Raw genomic sequence first — 15740 nt, forward strand, 5'->3', positions numbered from 1 at the left:
CAACAGCGCACCCGCACAGGAACGACGCACCCGCAGGGAAGCGCACCGAAGGGGCGCGGGGAACTGCGCGAGCAAGCACAACGCACCCGCACAGGAACGCCGCACCCGCCCAGGGGCGCGGGGAACTGCGCAAAGCAACAGCGCACCCGCACAGGAACGACGCACCCGCAGGGAAGCGCACCGAAGGGGCGCGGGGAACTGCGCGAGCAAGCACAACGCACCCGCACAGGGACAACGCACCCCGCAGGGAAGCGCACCGAGCAGCGGAGCCGTGGAGCGAAACGGGATCAAATGGACGCTACTCGCGAGTCCGTGCCCGGATTCTGGACGGAGACTTCCGCTCATCGAACCGGCTCGCTAGTGTCCCCGCAACGCACACGCCCCGTGGCAGCGCCGCCGCGGAGCGCAGCCGGTGTGCCGTGGGCTACGCCCGTGGGCCCCGGGTCGCCTTGGCTGCCGGCAGCCTCCGCCACGCATCGCCCAGGGACGGGTGACGCTCGTCCGCGGAGGAGGCCGCGACCCCTCATCACCGAAGGAGTGGGCGTCGTGACCGCGGAGACTTCTCAGACGCTCGACCGAGGACTGCGTGTCCTCAAACTGCTCGCCGACACCGACCACGGGCTGACCGTGACGGAGCTGTCCACCAAGCTCGGTGTGAACCGTACCGTCGTGTACCGACTGCTCGCCACGTTGGAGCAGCACGCGCTGGTCCGCCGCGACCTCGGCGGTCGCGCCAGGGTCGGCCTCGGCGTGCTCCGGCTGGGCCGCCAGGTGCACCCCCTCGTACGGGAGGCCGCGCTACCCGCCCTGCGCGCGCTCGCCGAGGACATAGGCGCCACCGCCCATCTGACCCTGGTCGACGGCTCGGAGGCCCTGGCCGTCGCGGTGGTCGAACCCACCTGGACCGACTACCACGTCGCCTACCGCACCGGGTTCCGGCACCCGCTGGACCGGGGGGCCGCGGGTCGCGCCATCCTCGCCGCCCGGCAGGGCCTCCTCGACCACCCCGGTTACGCCCTCACGCACGGCGAACTCGAAGCCGGGGCCAGCGGCGCCGCGGCGCCCCTGCTCGGGGTGACCGGAGTCGAGGGCAGCGTCGGGGTCGTCATGCTGTCCGACTCGGTGCCGGAGCGGGTGGGGCCACGCGTGGTGGACGCGGCCCGCGAGGTCGCCGACGCCCTGCGCTGAGCGCGACCCGGGACACCGGCGGGAGCGCCCGGTGCCCGTAAGGTTGCAGGGTGCTCTCACGCCTCACACGCCTCCAGGCCATCGTTCTCTGCGCGGTTCCGATCGTCGCCCTGGTGGCCACCGCGGTCTTCGCACCCCTCCCGTTCGTCATCGCCCAACCGGGTCTGACGGCGGACGTCCTCGGCAAGAACGACGGCACTGCCGTGATCACGATCGAGGGTGCTCCGGTGCGGAAGACCTCGGGGCAGTTGCGGATGACGACCATCGAGGTGACGGGCCCGGGTACCGACGTCCAGTTCGGCACCGTCTGGGACAGCTGGTTCCGCGAGGACCGGGCCGTGATGCCGCACGATGCGGTCTACCCGTCCGGGGACTCCACCGAGGAGATCGAGCAGCACAACACCCGCGAGATGGCGAAGTCCCAGGACACCGCGGCGGAGGCCGCCCTGAACTACCTGGGCGGCGACTTCGACGACGTGCGGGTCTCGCTGCGGCTGGCCGACGTGGGGGGCCCGAGTGCGGGCCTCTTCTTCGCCCTCGGTGTGATCGACAAGCTCCAGGGCGACGGTGGCGGCGGCGACCTCACGGGCGGCCGGACGATCGCCGGCACCGGCACGATCACCCCGGACGGCGAGGTCGGACCCGTCGGCGGGGTCTCCCTGAAGACCCGGGCGGCCCGGCGCGACGGTGCCACGGTCTTCCTGGTGCCGAAGGCGGAGTGCGGGGACGCCCGCACCGACCTTCCGAAGGGGCTGCGGCTGGTCCCGGTCACCGACCTCAAGGGCGCGGTGAACTCCCTGAAGGCGTTGGAGAAGGGCGACAAGGTTCCCAGCTGCTGAACCGGCGCCACGGGACGAACGGGGCCGGAGGGTCAGAGGCCGTGATCGAGTCGTCGGGGCGTGGTGGCGAGCCGCAGCCCCCACTCGACCAGGGTCCAGCCCAGTCGGGCCCGCAGGTCGAGGCGCGGACCGGTGCGCGGACCGGTGCGTGACCGGGGCGCGGCCCGTACGCGTGGACCCGCCTCCCGCCGCAGTTCGACGGCGCGCTGACGGTGCATCATCAGATGGACGTCGGGATGCATGACGTTCTCCCTCCGGGTGCGGAGATCGGAAGCGGGGACGGGTGCGGACTCAGGCGTCCTGCTGGGGGAAGGCGTGCAGGTGCACCCGGACCCGGGCGGCGGCCCCGGTGCCGTCCTCTTCCACCGAGTCCTGGTAGCTGTTGACGAGTTCGTGCATCCGCCGGGACAGTTCACGGGTCTGGCCGGGCGTCAGTCGCAACGTGAAGTTGCTGAGGTCGGTCGATTCTGACCATTCCTGCGCCCATTCGTACCGGGTGGCGATCGCGGTCGACACCTCGCGGGCGTGACTGTGGGCGATCTCGTGCAGGAACACGTCGACCGCGCCCCGGGTCTCCGGATCGGCGTCGCGCATCAGACCGCTCCCGAATTCGGTGCCCTCGTGCACGGCCCGCCACCAGCGCTCGCGTCCCTTGCCCTGCTCGGGGGCGTCCTCGACGAAGCCGTACGCGGCGAGCTGGCGCAAGTGGTAGCTGGTGGCCCCGCTGGACTCGCCCAGCTTCGCGGCGAGTTGGGAGGCGGTCGCGGGCCCGCCGCGGCGCAGGGCGGTCAGCATCTCCATCCGCAGCGGGTGCGCGAGTCCGCGCAGCGCCCGGGCGTCCAGCTGGCGGATCTTGCCTTCGGCGCCCGCCGCCGCGGACTCCAGGGGTTCCACAGGTTCCATGCCCACAAAGATAACTATGCAAAGGACCTCTTGCAAAGAGAGCATTGCATAGAAGTCTTTGTAAGCTGGCTCACTCCTTCACGAACCCCTCGGCGACCAGCCAGTCCAGCGCCACCTCGTGGGGGTCGTCGCCGTCCACGTCCACCTTGGCGTTCAGCTCGCGGGCCACCGTGTTGTCGAGCCGGGCCGTGATCGGGTCGAGGACGTCCCGGATCGCCGGGTGCTTCTCCAGGGCCTTGGTGTTGATCTCCGGGGCGACGTTGTAGTTGGGGAAGAAGTGCTTGTCGTCGGTCATGACCACCAGGTCCATGGCCTTGATGCGGCCGTCCGTGGTGAACACCTCGCCGAAGGTGCAGGCGCCCTTGGCGGTCTGGGTGTAGATGATCCCGGTGTCCATCCGGATCACCCGGGACGGGGGGATGTCCATCCCGTACGACTTCTCCATCCCGACCAGCCCGTCGTCACGGGAAGCGAACTCGCTCTCCACGCACAGGGACACCGCCTTCGGGTCCGACCTCGACAGGGCCGCCACGTCCGACAGCGTCCGCGTCCGGTACTTCTCCTCGTTCGCCCGGTTGGTGGCCAGGGCGTACGTGTTGTTCAGCCGGGCGGGCGCCAACCAGGTGATGCCGTTGTCCAGGTCGGCGTCGCGCACCGCCCGCCACTGGGCGTCCGGGTCCGGGATGGGCGCCGAGTTGCCCTGGTAGGTGATCCAGGCGGTGCCGGTGTACTCGTACATCCCGTCCGCTTCGCCCGACTTGACGGCCTCGCGGGCGCCGATCGAGCCCTGGATGCCGGTCCGGTCCAAGACCTCAGCGCCGGCCGCCTCGAAGGCGATGCCCATCATCGCGCCCAGGATCAGCTGTTCGGTGAACTCCTTCGACGTCACCGTGAGCTGCGCGCCCTTCAGCGGCAGCCCCTGCCCGATCGACCCCGGGTGCACGTCGTCCACCATCGGCGACCCGCTGGTCAGCCCGCACCCCGCCAGCAGCGCCCCGCCAGTCAGCGCCACCACCGCCCCGCGTACCCGTACCCGTACCCGTGCCCCGTACCGGGTGGCGCGGCTCACGTCCCCACCTCCAACCCCCGCGGGCGGAGCAGCAGTTCGGCGATCGACGCCAGCCAGTCCACGAACAGGGCGAGGGACACCGTCAGCACCGAGCCGAGCACCAGGACCGGCATCCGCTGGTTGGTGATCCCGGCGGTGATCAGATCGCCGAGGCCCCCGCCGCCGCCGAAGGTCGCCAGGGTCGCGGTGCCGACGTTGAGCACCAGCGCGGTGCGCACGCCCGCGAGGATCAGCGGGACGGCGAGCGGCAGTTCCACCCGGCGCAACACCCCGACCGAGGACATCCCGATGCCGCGGGCCGCTTCCAACAGCGTCGGGTCGTTGGCCCGTAGCCCGGCGATCGTGTTGGACAGCACCGGCAGCAGCGCGTAGGCGATGATGCCGACCAGGGCGGTGCGCGCCCCGATGCCGAGCCAGATCACCAGCAGGGCCAGCAGCCCGATCGCCGGAGTCGCCTGCCCCACGTTGGCCAGGGCGATCGCGAACGGTGCCGCCGGGCGCAGCAGCCGCCGGGTCAGCAGGATGCCGAGCGGGATCGCGATGATCAGTACGAAGAACGTGGAGATCGCCGTCAGTTGGATGTGCTCCCACAGGCGCAGCCGCACCACGTCCCCGGCGAGGGCGTTGCGGCTGACCGAGTCCAGGCTGGCCTGCTGGAACCACAGCCAGGTCGCGAGCAGCACGATCGCGATCACCGACGGCAGGACCACCAGTTTGCGCCAGGTGACCCGGGCGGGCACCCGGGAGTTGGCGGTCGACGGCCGGGCCGCCTCGGGGGCCTCGCCGGTGTCCTGGAAGCCGACGCCCTTGACCTCGTGGGAGCCCGGGGGCCCGTTCACGGCGCCCGCTTCCCGTCCGAGGCGCCCTCCTGCTCGGCGCGGGTGCGGTCGGCGTGCTGGGCGAGCAGTTCGTGCTGGTGCTCCAGCGCTTCCAGCCGGTCGGCCTCCAGGAGTTCGTGCACCGAGTTCATCAGCGTCTCCATGTCGACCACCCCGGTGTACTCGCCGCGCCGCCCGGTGACCGCGACCCGGCCCGCGTTGTCGGTGAGCACGGCCTCCAGGGCGTCCCGCAGCGTGGCGTCCCGGGTCACCGTGTCGTGCACCAGGGTGCCGGCCCGGGCCAGCGAGCCGCGGGCCCGCATCAGGTCGCCGCGCCGGAGCCACTTGTAGGGGCGGCCCCGCTTGTCGAGGAGCAGGATCTCGTTGGTGCCGACGGTCTTCAGCAGGTCGAAGATGCGTTGCAGCGGGTCGTCCACGGTGACGGTCGGGTAGTCGCGGATCTCCACGTCCCGCACCCGGGTGAGGTTGAGCCGTTTGAGGGCCGCGCCCGCGCCGACGAACCCGGAGACGAAGTCGTCGGCCGGATTGGTGAGGATGGCCTCCGGGGTGTCGAACTGGGCGATCTGGGACCGTTCCCGCAGCACCACGATCCGGTCGCCCAGCTTGATCGCCTCGTCGAAGTCGTGGGTGACGAAGACGATCGTCTTGCGCAGTTCCTGTTGGAGGCGGATCAGCTCGTCCTGGAGGTGGTCGCGGGTGATCGGGTCGACCGCGCCGAACGGTTCGTCCATCAGCAGGACCGGCGGGTCGGCGGCGAGGGCCCGGGCCACCCCCACGCGTTGCTGCTGACCGCCGGAGAGTTGGCGCGGGTAGCGGTCGCGGAACTCGCCGGGGTCCAGCCCGACGAGGTCCAGCATCTCCTCGACCCGGTCCCGGGTCCGGGACTTCGTCCAGCCGGTCATGCGGGGGACCAGGGCGATGTTCTGGGCGACGGTCATGTGCGGGAACAGCCCCGAGGACTGGATCGCGTACCCGATCTTGCGGCGCAGCCGGACCGGGTCCATGTCGGTGACGTCCTCGCCGGCGATCCTGATCCGACCGCCGGTCGGCTCGATCAGCCGGTTGATCATCTTCAGCAGGGTGGTCTTCCCGCCGCCGGACGGGCCGACGAAGATGACCGTCTCGCCCGCCTTGATCTCCAGGGACACGTCGTCGACGGCGGGCGCCTCGCTGCCCGGGTACCGCTTGCTCAGGTTCTCCAACTCGATGGCCGCCCCGGTGGTCGCCCGGACGACGGGCCCGTCCCCCTCCGGCGGCGCTGCGGCGGGCTCAGACACGAATCCCCCTCGGAATGGTCAGCCGCCCGAGCAGGACGTACGCGGTGTCGAACAACAGGGCGAGCACGACGATCCCGAGGGTGCCGGCGAGCACCTGGTTCAGTGCGTTCTTGCTGCCCAGCGAGGCGATCCCGCGGAAGATCTCGTTGCCGAGACCCGGGCCCGAGGCGTACGCGGCGATCGCGGCGATCCCCATCAGCATCTGGGTGGAGACCCGGATGCCGGTGAGGATCGGTGGCCAGGCCAGCGGGAGTTCGATCCGCAGCAACCGGGCGCCGCGCGACATGCCGATGCCCTTCGCCGCGTCCACCAGGGTGGCGTCCACCCCGCGCAGTCCCACGATCGCGTTCCGGACGATCGGCAGCAGCCCGTACAGGGTCAGCGCGATGACGGTCGGGGCGACGCCCAGGCCCACCAGCGGGATCAGCAGGCCGATCATCGCCAGCGAGGGAATGGTGAGCAGGGTCGCCGTCGTGGTGGTCGCGAGGTTGCCCGCCCACTCGCTGCGGTAGGTGAACACCCCGATCAGCACGCCGAGCACGGTGGCGACCACCATGCACTGGAAGACCGCCGAGGCGTGCTGGTACGCGTCCGCGAGCAACTGTTCGTGACGGTTGCCGAGATAGCTCCAGAAGTTCACGCCCGTCCCGCCCTCCTCGCCCGGCGCCGGGACCGCCGGGTGAGCGCGCCGGTGGGGTCAGTCGTCCTGCGACGCCTGCTCCACCAGCGGGATGATCCGCAGCGGTACGGGGTTCTCCATGACGATCGCCGTGGCGGCCCGGTCGATGCCATCAAAACCCACCACGCGGTCGATCACCCGCTGGAGATCGGCGTTCGAGCGGGCCACCAGCCGGCACAGCATGTCCCCGCTGCCGGTCGTCGTGTGCAGTTCCAGCACCTCCGGAACGGTCGCCAAGTGGGCCCGGACGTCGGCGCCTTGACCCTGTCGGATCTCCAGCGTGGCGAACGCCGTCACCGGGTAGCCGAGGGCCGCCGGATCGACCTGGGGACCGAACCCCCGGATGACTCCGTTCGACTGAAGCCGGTCCAACCTGGCCTGCACCGTGCCCCGGGCCACCCCGAGGCGGCGGGACATCTCCAGCACCCCGATCCGTGGCTCGCGGGCCAGCAGCACGATGAGCCGGCCGTCCAGATGATCGATCGCCATGGGGCCTCCCTCATGGTCATCATGTACAGAAAGACCCCCTGAACGGTCTTCTGCCTAGTCATAATGCCCACTAAAAACGCAAACTATTGCGCACCTTGTGGAAGGGCGGGAGCCTGCGGCTATGGCAGCTACTTCTGCGCACATGAATCCCGCCCCCACCACCGCGCGCGAGGCCGACCCCTTCCCGGTGAAGGGCATGGACGCGGTCGTCTTCGCCGTGGGCAACGCCAAACAGGCCGCCCACTACTACTCGACCGCGTTCGGCATGAAGCTCGTGGCCTACTCCGGCCCCGAGAACGGCAGCCGCGAGACCGCCTCCTACGTCCTGGAGAACGGCTCCGCGCGCTTCGTGTTCACCTCCGTGATCAAACCCGCCACCGAGTGGGGCCGTTTCCTCGCCGACCACGTCGCCGAACACGGTGACGGGGTCGTGGACCTCGCGATCGAGGTGCCCGACGCCCGCGCCGCCCACGCCTACGCGGTGCGGCACGGCGCCCGGAGCGTCACCGAGCCGTACGAGGTCCGGGACGGGAACGGCACCGTCGTCCTCGCCGCCGTCGCCACGTACGGCCGCACCCGGCACACCCTGGTCGAACGGCGCGGCTACGAGGGCCCCTACCTGCCCGGCTTCGTCGCCGCCGAGCCGATCGTGGCGCCGCCCGCGAAGCGGACCTTCCAGGCCATCGACCACTGCGTCGGCAACGTGGAACTCGGCCGGATGAACGAATGGGTCGCCTTCTACAACGAGGTCATGGGCTTCACCAACATGAAGGAGTTCGTCGGCGACGACATCGCCACCGAGTACTCCGCCCTCATGTCGAAGGTCGTCGCCGACGGCACGCTCAAGGTCAAGTTCCCGATCAACGAGCCCGCCATCGCGAAGAAGAAGTCGCAGATCGACGAGTACCTGGAGTTCTACGGGGGCGCCGGCGTCCAGCACATCGCCCTCGCCTCCAACGACATCGTCGAGACGGTGCGGACGATGCGGGCCGCGGGCGTCCAGTTCCTCGACACCCCCGACTCGTACTACGACACGTTGGGGGAGTGGGTCGGTGACACCCGGGTCCCCGTCGAGACGCTGCGCGAGCTGAAGATCCTCGCGGACCGGGACGAGGACGGGTACCTGCTCCAGATCTTCACCAAGCCGGTGCAGGACCGGCCGACGGTGTTCTTCGAGATCATCGAGCGGCACGGGTCCATGGGATTCGGCAAGGGCAACTTCAAGGCGCTGTTCGAGGCGATCGAACGCGAACAGGAAGCCCGCGGCAACCTGTGACGGTTCCCCCGTGAACCCCGTCCCCGTCCGCTGTCCCCGTGCGGGTGCGCGGTGGGTCGACCCCGTGCGTCCACCTGGGGGCGCGCTGTCCGGCCCCCGTGCGCTGATCCAGGTACGTCCGGCCCCAGGTTCGCCGTCCTGTGCCGTACGCAGCGGCTCTGCGCAGTTCCCCGCGCCCCTATCGGGTACGTCCGGCTCCGGGTTCGCTGTCCTGTGCCGTACGCGGCGGCTCTGCGCAGTTCCCCGCGCCCCTGATCGGGGCCTCTGGCGACGGCGCGTCGTCTCCTGCGGACCCCGATAGGGGCACACCGTACGGGACGGCGAACCCTCAGCTGATCGGACCCGGATAGGGGCGCGGGGAACTGCGCAAAACAACAGCGCACGTGCAGCTGATCGCACCCGCACGGGACAGCGGAGGCTCAGGGGGACGGAGAAGCCGACGGCGACGTCAGGGGTTGGGGCGGGCCGTCCACCTCAACGGGCCCACCCGAACCCAGCTCCCCGAGCGCACCCAGCGCAGCCCGAGCCCGAGGCGCAAAAAGCGGAGAGAACGAGGGATGCAACCGCACCGCATCCCCGAAGTGCCGCCGAGCCGCGCCCCCGCGCCCCAACTCCCGCTCGATCACCCCCCGGTGATAGGACACCATCGGCACCCGAGGCCCCTTCTCCTGCGCCTCGCGCACCCGCACGAGCCCCCGCTCGGACTCCCCGGACCGGAACAACGCCCACCCCAACGCGTCCAACACCGCCGGCCGCGCCCCCCGCCGCACCTCCGCCTCCAGCTCCGCGACCACCGCCGCGACCGCCGCCCCGTCCCCGTGGTCCGCCTCCAACCGCCCGAGCAGCACCAGGTCCCGCGCCCCGTGCGCCGTACGGACCCGCACCCGCTCCCGGGCCACCCGGTACGCGTCCCGGGCGGCGTCCCGCGCCCCCAGCGCCTCGTGCAGCTCGCCCAACTCCAGCGCGTACTCGGGTACGGGCCGCCGCGCGGACGCCTCCCGCAACGCCCGCACCGCCTCGTCGCCGCGCCCCAGCGCCGCCAGCGCACGCCCCCGCCCCGCGAGCGCCTCGTACCGGCCGGGGTCGACCCGTAGCGCCGCGTCGAAGTGCCGCAGTGCCGGTTCCGCCTCGCCCCGGTCCCAGGCGACCTCCCCCAACAACTGCCGCGCCCACGCCTCCTCGGCCGGGGTGCGGGCCGCGGTCACCGCGTCCGTCAGGTTCGCCACCGCGTCCTCGCGCCACCCCCGCTCCCGGTACAGCCGCCCGGTCACCGTACGCACCGCGGCCTCGGGCACCCGTAGCCCCCGCAGGGCCTCCAGCGCCTCCCCGGCCGCCGCGTCGTCACCGAGCCCCCGGTACGCCTCGATCAGCGGCGGGTACGAGGCCCACCGCTTCGGCGCGAGCCGTACCGCCCGCTCGCCCCAGGTCCGGGCCGCCGGCAGGTCACCGCGGGCGACCGCCAGCGCCGCCAGCCCGGTCAGCGCCCCCGCATCGCCCCCGGGCCGGGCCGCCAGCGCAGCGCGCAGGGCCCGCTCGGCCCGGGGGAAGTCCGCGGAGTCGCCGGAGCGCCGGCCCCGTTCCCCGTAGGCCGCACCCAGCACCGCCCGGGACGCGTGGTCCCCGGGGTGCGCCCGCAGGTGCCGTTCCCGGTCCGCGATCAGCACCGCGAGGTCCGTCGCCGTCGCCGGGCCGCCGGTCTCCACCGCGCTCAGGGCCCGCGCCCCGGGGCCCGGCGCGGGCGGCACCGTCGCGCGCGGCTGCGGCCACAGCACCAGCGCCGCCGCACCCCCGACGACCAGCCCCGCGACGAGCGTCGCCCGCAGCACCCGGCCGGCCCGCCGCCACCGCACCGCCGCCCCTGACGGCTGCTCGTCCGTCGCTGTCGCCGTCTCCTCGGGCGACTCCAGGGCCCGGATCGCGCTCGTCGTGGCCTTCATGGCGCTCACTGTGACCCGGCCCGGTGACGGCGTCCGCGCAGGTGACGCGCAGCACGCCCGGGTTCACACCGATGGCCCCGGGTGCGACGCTGGGCGGATGAGCAGCACGAGCACCACCCTGGTCGACCGTCTCCTCGCCGGTCTGCCGGCGGGGGCGGTCCACACCGATCCGGACGTCACCGCCTCGTACGCCCGCGACACGGCGAGCTTCTGCGCGGCGGGCGTCCCGGCCGCCGTGGTGCTGCCGCGCACCGTGGAACAGGTCCAGCACGTGATGCGCACGGCGACGGAACTGCGCGTCCCGGTCGTCCCGCAGGGCGCTCGCACCGGACTGTCGGGGGGCGCCAACGCCGTGGACGGCTGCCTCGTGCTGTCCCTGGTGAAGATGGACCGCATCCTGGAGATCAGCCCCGTGGACCGGATCGCCGTGGTCGAACCGGGCGTGGTGAACGCGGCGCTGAACCGGGCCGCCGGGGAGCTGGGCCTCGCCTACCCGCCCGACCCGTCCAGCTGGGAGACGTGCACGATCGGCGGCAACATCGGCACCGCGGCCGGCGGCCTGTGCTGCGTCAAGTACGGGGTCACCGCCGAGTACGTGATCGGCCTGGACGTGGTCCTCGCCGACGGCCGACTGCTGCGCACCGGACGGCGCACCGCCAAGGGCGTCGCCGGCTACGACCTGACCCGGCTGTTCGTCGGCTCCGAGGGCAGCCTCGGCGTCGTCGTCCGCGCCGTCCTCGCCCTGGTGCCCAAGCCGCCGGAACGCCTCGTCCTGGCCGCCGAGTTCCCCTCGGCCGCCGCCGCCTGCGACGCGGTCTGCCGGATCATGGCCGCCGGCCACACCCCCTCGCTGCTCGAACTCATGGACCGCACCACCGTCCGCGCCGTCAACTCCCTCGCCCGCATGGGCCTGCCCGACACCACCGAAGCCCTGCTGCTCACGGCCTTCGACACCGCCGACCCGGCCGCCGACCTCGCCGCGGTGGGCGCCCTGTGCACGGCGGCCGGCGCCACCGAGGTGGTGCCCGCCGCTGACCGGGCCGAGCCCGAACTGCTGCTCCAGGCCCGGCGGCTGGCACTCAACGCCCTGGAGGCGGTCAAGGGCAGCACGATGATCGACGACGTGTGCGTGCCGCGCACCCGGCTCGGCGACATGCTGACCGGAGTGGAGCGGATCGCCGAGAAGCACGGGCTGACGATCGGGGTGTGCGCCCACGCGGGCGACGGCAACACGCACCCCACCGTCTGCTTCGACGCCGCCGACCCCGAGGAGACGCGCCGGGCCCGCGCCTCCTTCGACGAGATCATGGCCCTCGGGCTCGCACTGGGCGGCACCATCACCGGGGAACACGGCGTCGGCGTCCTGAAGAAGGAGTGGCTGGCCCGCGAACTGGGCCCGGTGGGCATGGAGGCGCAGCGGGCCGTCAAACACGCCTTCGACCCGCTGGGCATCCTCAACCCGGGCAAGCTCTTCTGACCGCAGCGGTGCGCGGCGGCCCTCCACCGCGTTCACTCCCCGTCGTGCCCCTCGTCGCCGGCCAGCGGTTCGCACGGCCACAGGTCGTCCTGCCCGCGGTCCGGGGTGGGTGCGAGCAGCGCCGCCAGACCGTCGTCGATGTGGAGCTGTTCGGTCTCGGCCCCCGGGGGTACGGCCCGCAGGGTGCGCTCCAGCCACGCGGACACGGGGGCGGCGGGCGCCTCCAACAGGGCGTCCCCGTCCGGGGAGCTCAGCGCCACCAGCACCACGCTGCGGCCGTCGACCTTGGTCGGCCACACCCGTACGTCCCCCTGCCCGCACGGCCGGAACACCCCTTCCACCAGCAACTCCCGGGCGAACGTCCAGTTCACCGGGTGCTCCGTACCGATGTGGAAGGTGATGTGCACGGCGAACGGGTCGTTCGACCGGTAGGTCAGTCGGGCCGGGACGGGAATGCTGCGCTCGGGCGACAGGACCAGCCTCAGTTCCAACTCGCGTTCCACCACGGTGTGCATCTCTTCGTTCCTCTCCCTGAGTACGCGGACCCGGAACAGGTCCACGCGAGGGAGAGCGCGTCCGCCCGGGAGCATTACGCGACTTCCGGAAAGTTTTTTCAGCGGTTCCCGGCGACCCGTCGCGTCCTGCTGCGCGTACCCGCCCGACCGCCCGTCACCCGGGCCCTGTTCCACCGGCGCACCACCGTGCCACCGGGTGGTGCGCCCTGCCCGGAAGGGGCGTGTCACGCCGGTCCCGCACGGGCGGGGGCGCGGGTCTGATAGATGTGGAGCCCCCATCACCCACCAACGAGCAGATACGGGACGACGGACATGAGCGCCCCAACTCCGGCACCCGGCGATGAAACGCCCCGTGAGGGCTACTATCCGGACCCCTCCATTCCGGGATACGTCCGGTACTGGAACGGTGCCGCGTGGGTGCCCGGCACCAGCCGTCCCGCGCCCACGGACGGCGCCCTCCTGCACACCCCCGAGCCGACCGTCCCGGCCGCCCCGGTCCCGGCCGCCGCCCCGCCCGTGGAGGAGACCGGCCCCGTCTTCTTCGACGAGGAGGAGCCGCCCCGGTCGGAGCTTCCGGCCCCGTCGTCCCCGCACGGCAACCGCCCCGAACCCGCCGCCTCCTGGGGCGCGAGTCCCGGCCTCCAGTCGGGCTTCGGCGGCGACCAGGACCGCAAGGTGTCCTGGGGCGCCCCGTCGGTGCCCGACCCCCGAGCGGCCACTGCCCCGGCCGCGCCCCCGGCGCCCGCCACCGGCTCCGCGGCCCCGGCGGCGCCCGCCGCCCCGAAATTCCCCGACGCCGCGGGACGGGAGGACGCCGGACCGGACGCCCCGGCCCGCGGCGAGGTCACCCGGGGCGTCCCGGGCGACCACGGCACCATGACCTTCCACCGGGCGCCGCGCACCCACGCCCCGCCCGGCACCCCGACGCCCCCCGCGCCCGTGTCGCCGGGCCCGGTGCCGCACCAGCAGGGACCCGTCCGACTCCCGCCGCAACCCGCCCCCGCGGACCCGGCACCCGCCCCCGTCGTCCCCGCCCAGTCGGCCCCGTCATCCCCGCCGCCCGCGGCCCCGGCACCCGCACTGCCGGCTCCCGCGCCGCCCGTGGCCGCCCCCCCGGCCCCGGCAGCCCCTGCCGCCCCCGCCGCTCCCGTGCAGCACGGCACTCCCGAACTCCCGGCCCAGGTACCGCCCGGGCCCGGAGCCGGGCAGCCGTCGTGGGCGCAGCAGGTCCACCGCCTCGCCCAGTCGGCGCCCGCCGCACCCGCCACTGGGGACGAGGGACGCGGCGAGGGGCCCGTGATCCCGTTCAAGCCCCCGGTCAGCGACCCGTTCCTGGCCGTGGCCCAGGCCCAGGCGGCGGCCCGACCGGCGGGCCTGGGCCGGCGGTTGCTGGCCCGGCTGGTGGACACCGCGGTCATCGCCGCGGTGACCGGCGCCGCCGCGGTGCCGCTCGGCATCCGGGCCGCCGACCACGTCGACGAGAAGATCGAGGCGGCGAAGCTGTCCGGCCGGACGGTCACCGTCTGGCTGGTGGACGGAACGACCGCCGGCTACCTCGGGGCCGTCGTCGCGGTGCTGCTGCTCACCGGGATCGTGTACGAGGTGCTGCCCACCGCCAAGTGGGGCCGTACCGCGGGCAAACGACTGTTCGGGCTGCGGGTCCAGGACATCGGGGCGCACGAGGCCCCGTCCTTCGGGGCCGCGTTGCGGCGGTTCCTGGTGCTCACCGTGCCCGGACTGCTCGCGGTCGGCGCGCTGGGCGTGCTGTGGGCGGTGTTCGACCGGCCGTGGCGGCAGGGCTGGCACGACAAGGCGGCCCGTACGTTCGTCGCCCGGTAGGCGTGGGGCGCGCCGGAGCGCGCCGCCGGGCCGGGTGATCGCCCGGACGGGTGCGTGCCGGATGCGGGGCAGGGGGGTTCGCGATCCACTCGGGCCATGAGCAGCGAACCGCCGCGGCCCGGGCCCGGACAGCCGGAAGACGACCCGTTCAGCAAGCAGCCGCCGTCCGGGGGTGGTGTCCCCCAGGGCGGTTCGCCCTACGACCCGCCCCCCGGAGGTCCGCCCCCCGGAGGTCCGCCCCCGGGAGGTCCGCCGCCGGGTGGCCCGCCCCCGGGTCAGCCCCCGGGCGGCGGGCCCGGAGGCGACGGGGCGCCCGGTGGGCCGCCACCCCCCTCCGGTGGCGGCCCGACCTGGGGCGCCCCGCCTCCCGGCGGAGGTTCCCCGTACGGCGCCCCGCCGCCCCCGCCCGCTGGCGGCGGCGGTCCGTACGGTGCGGGCGGCGGCGGCCCGTACGGGGGCGCCGACCCGCTCGCGGGGATGCCCCCGCTGGCCGACAGCGGCAAACGCGTCCTCGCCCGGATCATCGACATGATCATCGTCGGGGTGGTGGTCTGGCTGCTGTCCTGGGCGTTCGGCGTCTCCGGGTACTCCGTGGACCCGGACGAGGTGGAGTACGGCAAGTCCTTCGGACAGTCCGTCCTCGCGGCGATCCTCTACATCGGGTACGACACGGTGCTGATCTCCCGCACCGGGCAGACGCTCGGCAAACGGCTGTTGAAGATGCGGGTCGCCAACCTCGACAACGGGGCGACCCCGTCCGTCCAGACCTCGCTGGTCCGGGCGGCGGTGCTGTGGCTGCCGTTCGCGTTCTGCTGCGCCTGCGTCTGGACGGCGATCGCCGGTGGCTGGAGCTTCTTCGACAAGCCGTTCAAGCAGGGCCTGCACGACAAGGCCGCCAAGACGGTCGAGGTCAGCACCGTCTGAGCCGGGCGCCCCGCCGGGCTTACGGGCGGCTGGGCCCCGGTCGTCCCGCGGGTCGACGGGCGGAACCGAGGCGCCGGGTCACCGCGACCGTGTCGACCGCCTCCCGGGCCGCGGGCGCCTGCGTCCCGACGGTGCGCTGTCCGGGGATGCGGGGCGTCGCGGCGCGGGCGGCGACCGGTGTGCCCCGCGGTCGGGATTTCGGCAGGGGAACGGTGACGGCCACGAGGAGGCCGAGTCCGAGTGCGGCGATGGCGATGACCGCGACGGCGATGCCCGAACTCGTCCGGGAGAGCAGCAGCATGGCGAGCGTCGAGCAGACGACGGTGGCGGTTCCGTAGGCGATCTGTGCGGCAGTCGGACGAGGCATGGCGTATCAGTCCTCGGGACTATCGGGTACGGGGGTCGGTGGGGAACGGCGAGGCCCCCCGGGACGAGGTACAGGGTACGAGGGAACGTCTCGGGGCGACTTCACCGCCTCCATGCCCCTCG

General features: G+C 73.0%; 16 protein-coding genes. 6 read left to right on the forward strand and 10 right to left on the reverse strand.

What is annotated here, in order from left to right:
* Positions 1-546: 546 nt before the first annotated feature.
* Positions 547-1188 carry an IclR family transcriptional regulator gene (locus ACFWIA_RS28845; protein WP_385486897.1) on the forward strand — a complete coding sequence of 214 codons (642 nt, stop codon included), beginning with the start codon at positions 547-549 and terminating at the stop codon, positions 1186-1188.
* 50 nt (positions 1189-1238) lie between these two features.
* Positions 1239-2027, forward strand: coding sequence for a S16 family serine protease (locus ACFWIA_RS28850; protein ID WP_387010088.1), 789 nt, complete (start codon positions 1239-1241; stop codon positions 2025-2027).
* Between the two features lie 32 nt (positions 2028-2059).
* On the opposite strand, the gene ACFWIA_RS28855 is transcribed toward ACFWIA_RS28850, so the two are convergent.
* The 7 genes from ACFWIA_RS28855 to ACFWIA_RS28885 form a co-directional block, all read right to left on the reverse strand.
* On the reverse strand, positions 2060-2269 hold the full coding sequence (locus ACFWIA_RS28855; protein WP_387010090.1) for a hypothetical protein: 210 nt from the start codon (positions 2267-2269) through the stop codon (positions 2060-2062).
* A 49-nt stretch (positions 2270-2318) separates the two neighbouring features.
* Entirely contained in the window at positions 2319-2930 is a 612-nt protein-coding gene (locus tag ACFWIA_RS28860) for an ArsR/SmtB family transcription factor (protein ID WP_387010092.1), read from the reverse strand.
* A 70-nt stretch (positions 2931-3000) separates the two neighbouring features.
* Positions 3001-3945, reverse strand: coding sequence for a glycine betaine ABC transporter substrate-binding protein (locus ACFWIA_RS28865; protein WP_387010180.1), 945 nt, complete (start codon positions 3943-3945; stop codon positions 3001-3003).
* A gap of 50 nt (positions 3946-3995) precedes the next feature.
* Positions 3996-4838: an ABC transporter permease gene (locus ACFWIA_RS28870; protein ID WP_387010094.1), complete on the reverse strand. Its 843-nt coding sequence runs from the start codon at positions 4836-4838 to the stop codon at positions 3996-3998.
* On the reverse strand, positions 4835-6115 hold the full coding sequence (locus ACFWIA_RS28875; RefSeq protein ID WP_387010096.1) for a betaine/proline/choline family ABC transporter ATP-binding protein: 1281 nt from the start codon (positions 6113-6115) through the stop codon (positions 4835-4837). The genes ACFWIA_RS28870 and ACFWIA_RS28875 overlap by 4 nt, the downstream gene beginning before the upstream one ends.
* Positions 6108-6755 carry an ABC transporter permease gene (locus ACFWIA_RS28880; protein WP_385486910.1) on the reverse strand — a complete coding sequence of 216 codons (648 nt, stop codon included), beginning with the start codon at positions 6753-6755 and terminating at the stop codon, positions 6108-6110. The genes ACFWIA_RS28875 and ACFWIA_RS28880 overlap by 8 nt, the downstream gene beginning before the upstream one ends.
* Before the next feature lie 57 nt (positions 6756-6812).
* The gene (locus tag ACFWIA_RS28885; RefSeq protein ID WP_385486912.1) at positions 6813-7283 is read right to left on the reverse strand and encodes an Lrp/AsnC family transcriptional regulator; all 471 of its coding nucleotides are present in this window, start codon (positions 7281-7283) and stop codon (positions 6813-6815) included.
* Positions 7284-7404: 121 nt separating this feature from the next.
* Between ACFWIA_RS28885 and hppD the strand changes: the two genes are divergently transcribed.
* The gene (gene hppD / locus ACFWIA_RS28890; RefSeq protein ID WP_387010099.1) at positions 7405-8559 is read left to right on the forward strand and encodes a 4-hydroxyphenylpyruvate dioxygenase; all 1155 of its coding nucleotides are present in this window, start codon (positions 7405-7407) and stop codon (positions 8557-8559) included.
* A gap of 419 nt (positions 8560-8978) precedes the next feature.
* On the opposite strand, the gene ACFWIA_RS28895 is transcribed toward hppD, so the two are convergent.
* Entirely contained in the window at positions 8979-10496 is a 1518-nt protein-coding gene (locus tag ACFWIA_RS28895; protein WP_387010101.1) for a tetratricopeptide repeat protein, read from the reverse strand.
* 97 nt (positions 10497-10593) lie between these two features.
* On the opposite strand from ACFWIA_RS28895, the gene ACFWIA_RS28900 reads away from it, so the two are divergent.
* On the forward strand, positions 10594-11973 hold the full coding sequence (locus tag ACFWIA_RS28900; protein WP_387010103.1) for an FAD-binding oxidoreductase: 1380 nt from the start codon (positions 10594-10596) through the stop codon (positions 11971-11973).
* 32 nt (positions 11974-12005) lie between these two features.
* On the opposite strand, the gene ACFWIA_RS28905 is transcribed toward ACFWIA_RS28900, so the two are convergent.
* A complete protein-coding gene (locus ACFWIA_RS28905) occupies positions 12006-12488 on the reverse strand; it encodes an SsgA family sporulation/cell division regulator (RefSeq protein ID WP_387010105.1) in 483 nt (160 codons plus the stop codon).
* A 312-nt stretch (positions 12489-12800) separates the two neighbouring features.
* On the opposite strand from ACFWIA_RS28905, the gene ACFWIA_RS28910 reads away from it, so the two are divergent.
* Complete coding sequence (locus tag ACFWIA_RS28910) at positions 12801-14327, forward strand: RDD family protein (protein WP_387010107.1); 1527 nt, start codon at positions 12801-12803, stop codon at positions 14325-14327.
* 96 nt (positions 14328-14423) lie between these two features.
* Positions 14424-15251 carry an RDD family protein gene (locus tag ACFWIA_RS28915; protein WP_387010108.1) on the forward strand — a complete coding sequence of 276 codons (828 nt, stop codon included), beginning with the start codon at positions 14424-14426 and terminating at the stop codon, positions 15249-15251.
* A 19-nt stretch (positions 15252-15270) separates the two neighbouring features.
* Here ACFWIA_RS28915 and ACFWIA_RS28920 read toward each other — a convergent pair whose 3' ends face one another.
* Positions 15271-15618, reverse strand: a complete 348-nt coding sequence (locus ACFWIA_RS28920) for a hypothetical protein (RefSeq protein WP_387010110.1) — start codon at positions 15616-15618, stop codon at positions 15271-15273.
* Positions 15619-15740 lie beyond the last annotated feature (122 nt).

Source organism: Streptomyces sp. NPDC127068 (genome assembly GCF_042724695.1).
Classification (GTDB): domain Bacteria; phylum Actinomycetota; class Actinomycetes; order Streptomycetales; family Streptomycetaceae; genus Streptomyces.

Excerpts from the sequence above, each read along its gene's own strand:
- hppD (WP_387010099.1), top strand. The coding sequence starts at position 7,405 with ATGGCAGCTACTTCTGCGCACATGAATCCCGCCCCCACCACCGCGCGC.
- ACFWIA_RS28895 (WP_387010101.1), bottom strand. The coding sequence starts at position 10,496 with ATGAAGGCCACGACGAGCGCGATCCGGGCCCTGGAGTCGCCCGAGGAG.
- ACFWIA_RS28900 (WP_387010103.1), top strand. The coding sequence starts at position 10,594 with ATGAGCAGCACGAGCACCACCCTGGTCGACCGTCTCCTCGCCGGTCTG.
- ACFWIA_RS28910 (WP_387010107.1), top strand. The coding sequence starts at position 12,801 with ATGAGCGCCCCAACTCCGGCACCCGGCGATGAAACGCCCCGTGAGGGC.
- ACFWIA_RS28905 (WP_387010105.1), bottom strand. The coding sequence starts at position 12,488 with ATGCACACCGTGGTGGAACGCGAGTTGGAACTGAGGCTGGTCCTGTCG.
- ACFWIA_RS28915 (WP_387010108.1), top strand. The coding sequence starts at position 14,424 with ATGAGCAGCGAACCGCCGCGGCCCGGGCCCGGACAGCCGGAAGACGAC.
- ACFWIA_RS28855 (WP_387010090.1), bottom strand. The coding sequence starts at position 2,269 with ATGCATCCCGACGTCCATCTGATGATGCACCGTCAGCGCGCCGTCGAA.
- ACFWIA_RS28920 (WP_387010110.1), bottom strand. The coding sequence starts at position 15,618 with ATGCCTCGTCCGACTGCCGCACAGATCGCCTACGGAACCGCCACCGTC.
- ACFWIA_RS28860 (WP_387010092.1), bottom strand. The coding sequence starts at position 2,930 with ATGGAACCTGTGGAACCCCTGGAGTCCGCGGCGGCGGGCGCCGAAGGC.
- ACFWIA_RS28885 (WP_385486912.1), bottom strand. The coding sequence starts at position 7,283 with ATGGCGATCGATCATCTGGACGGCCGGCTCATCGTGCTGCTGGCCCGC.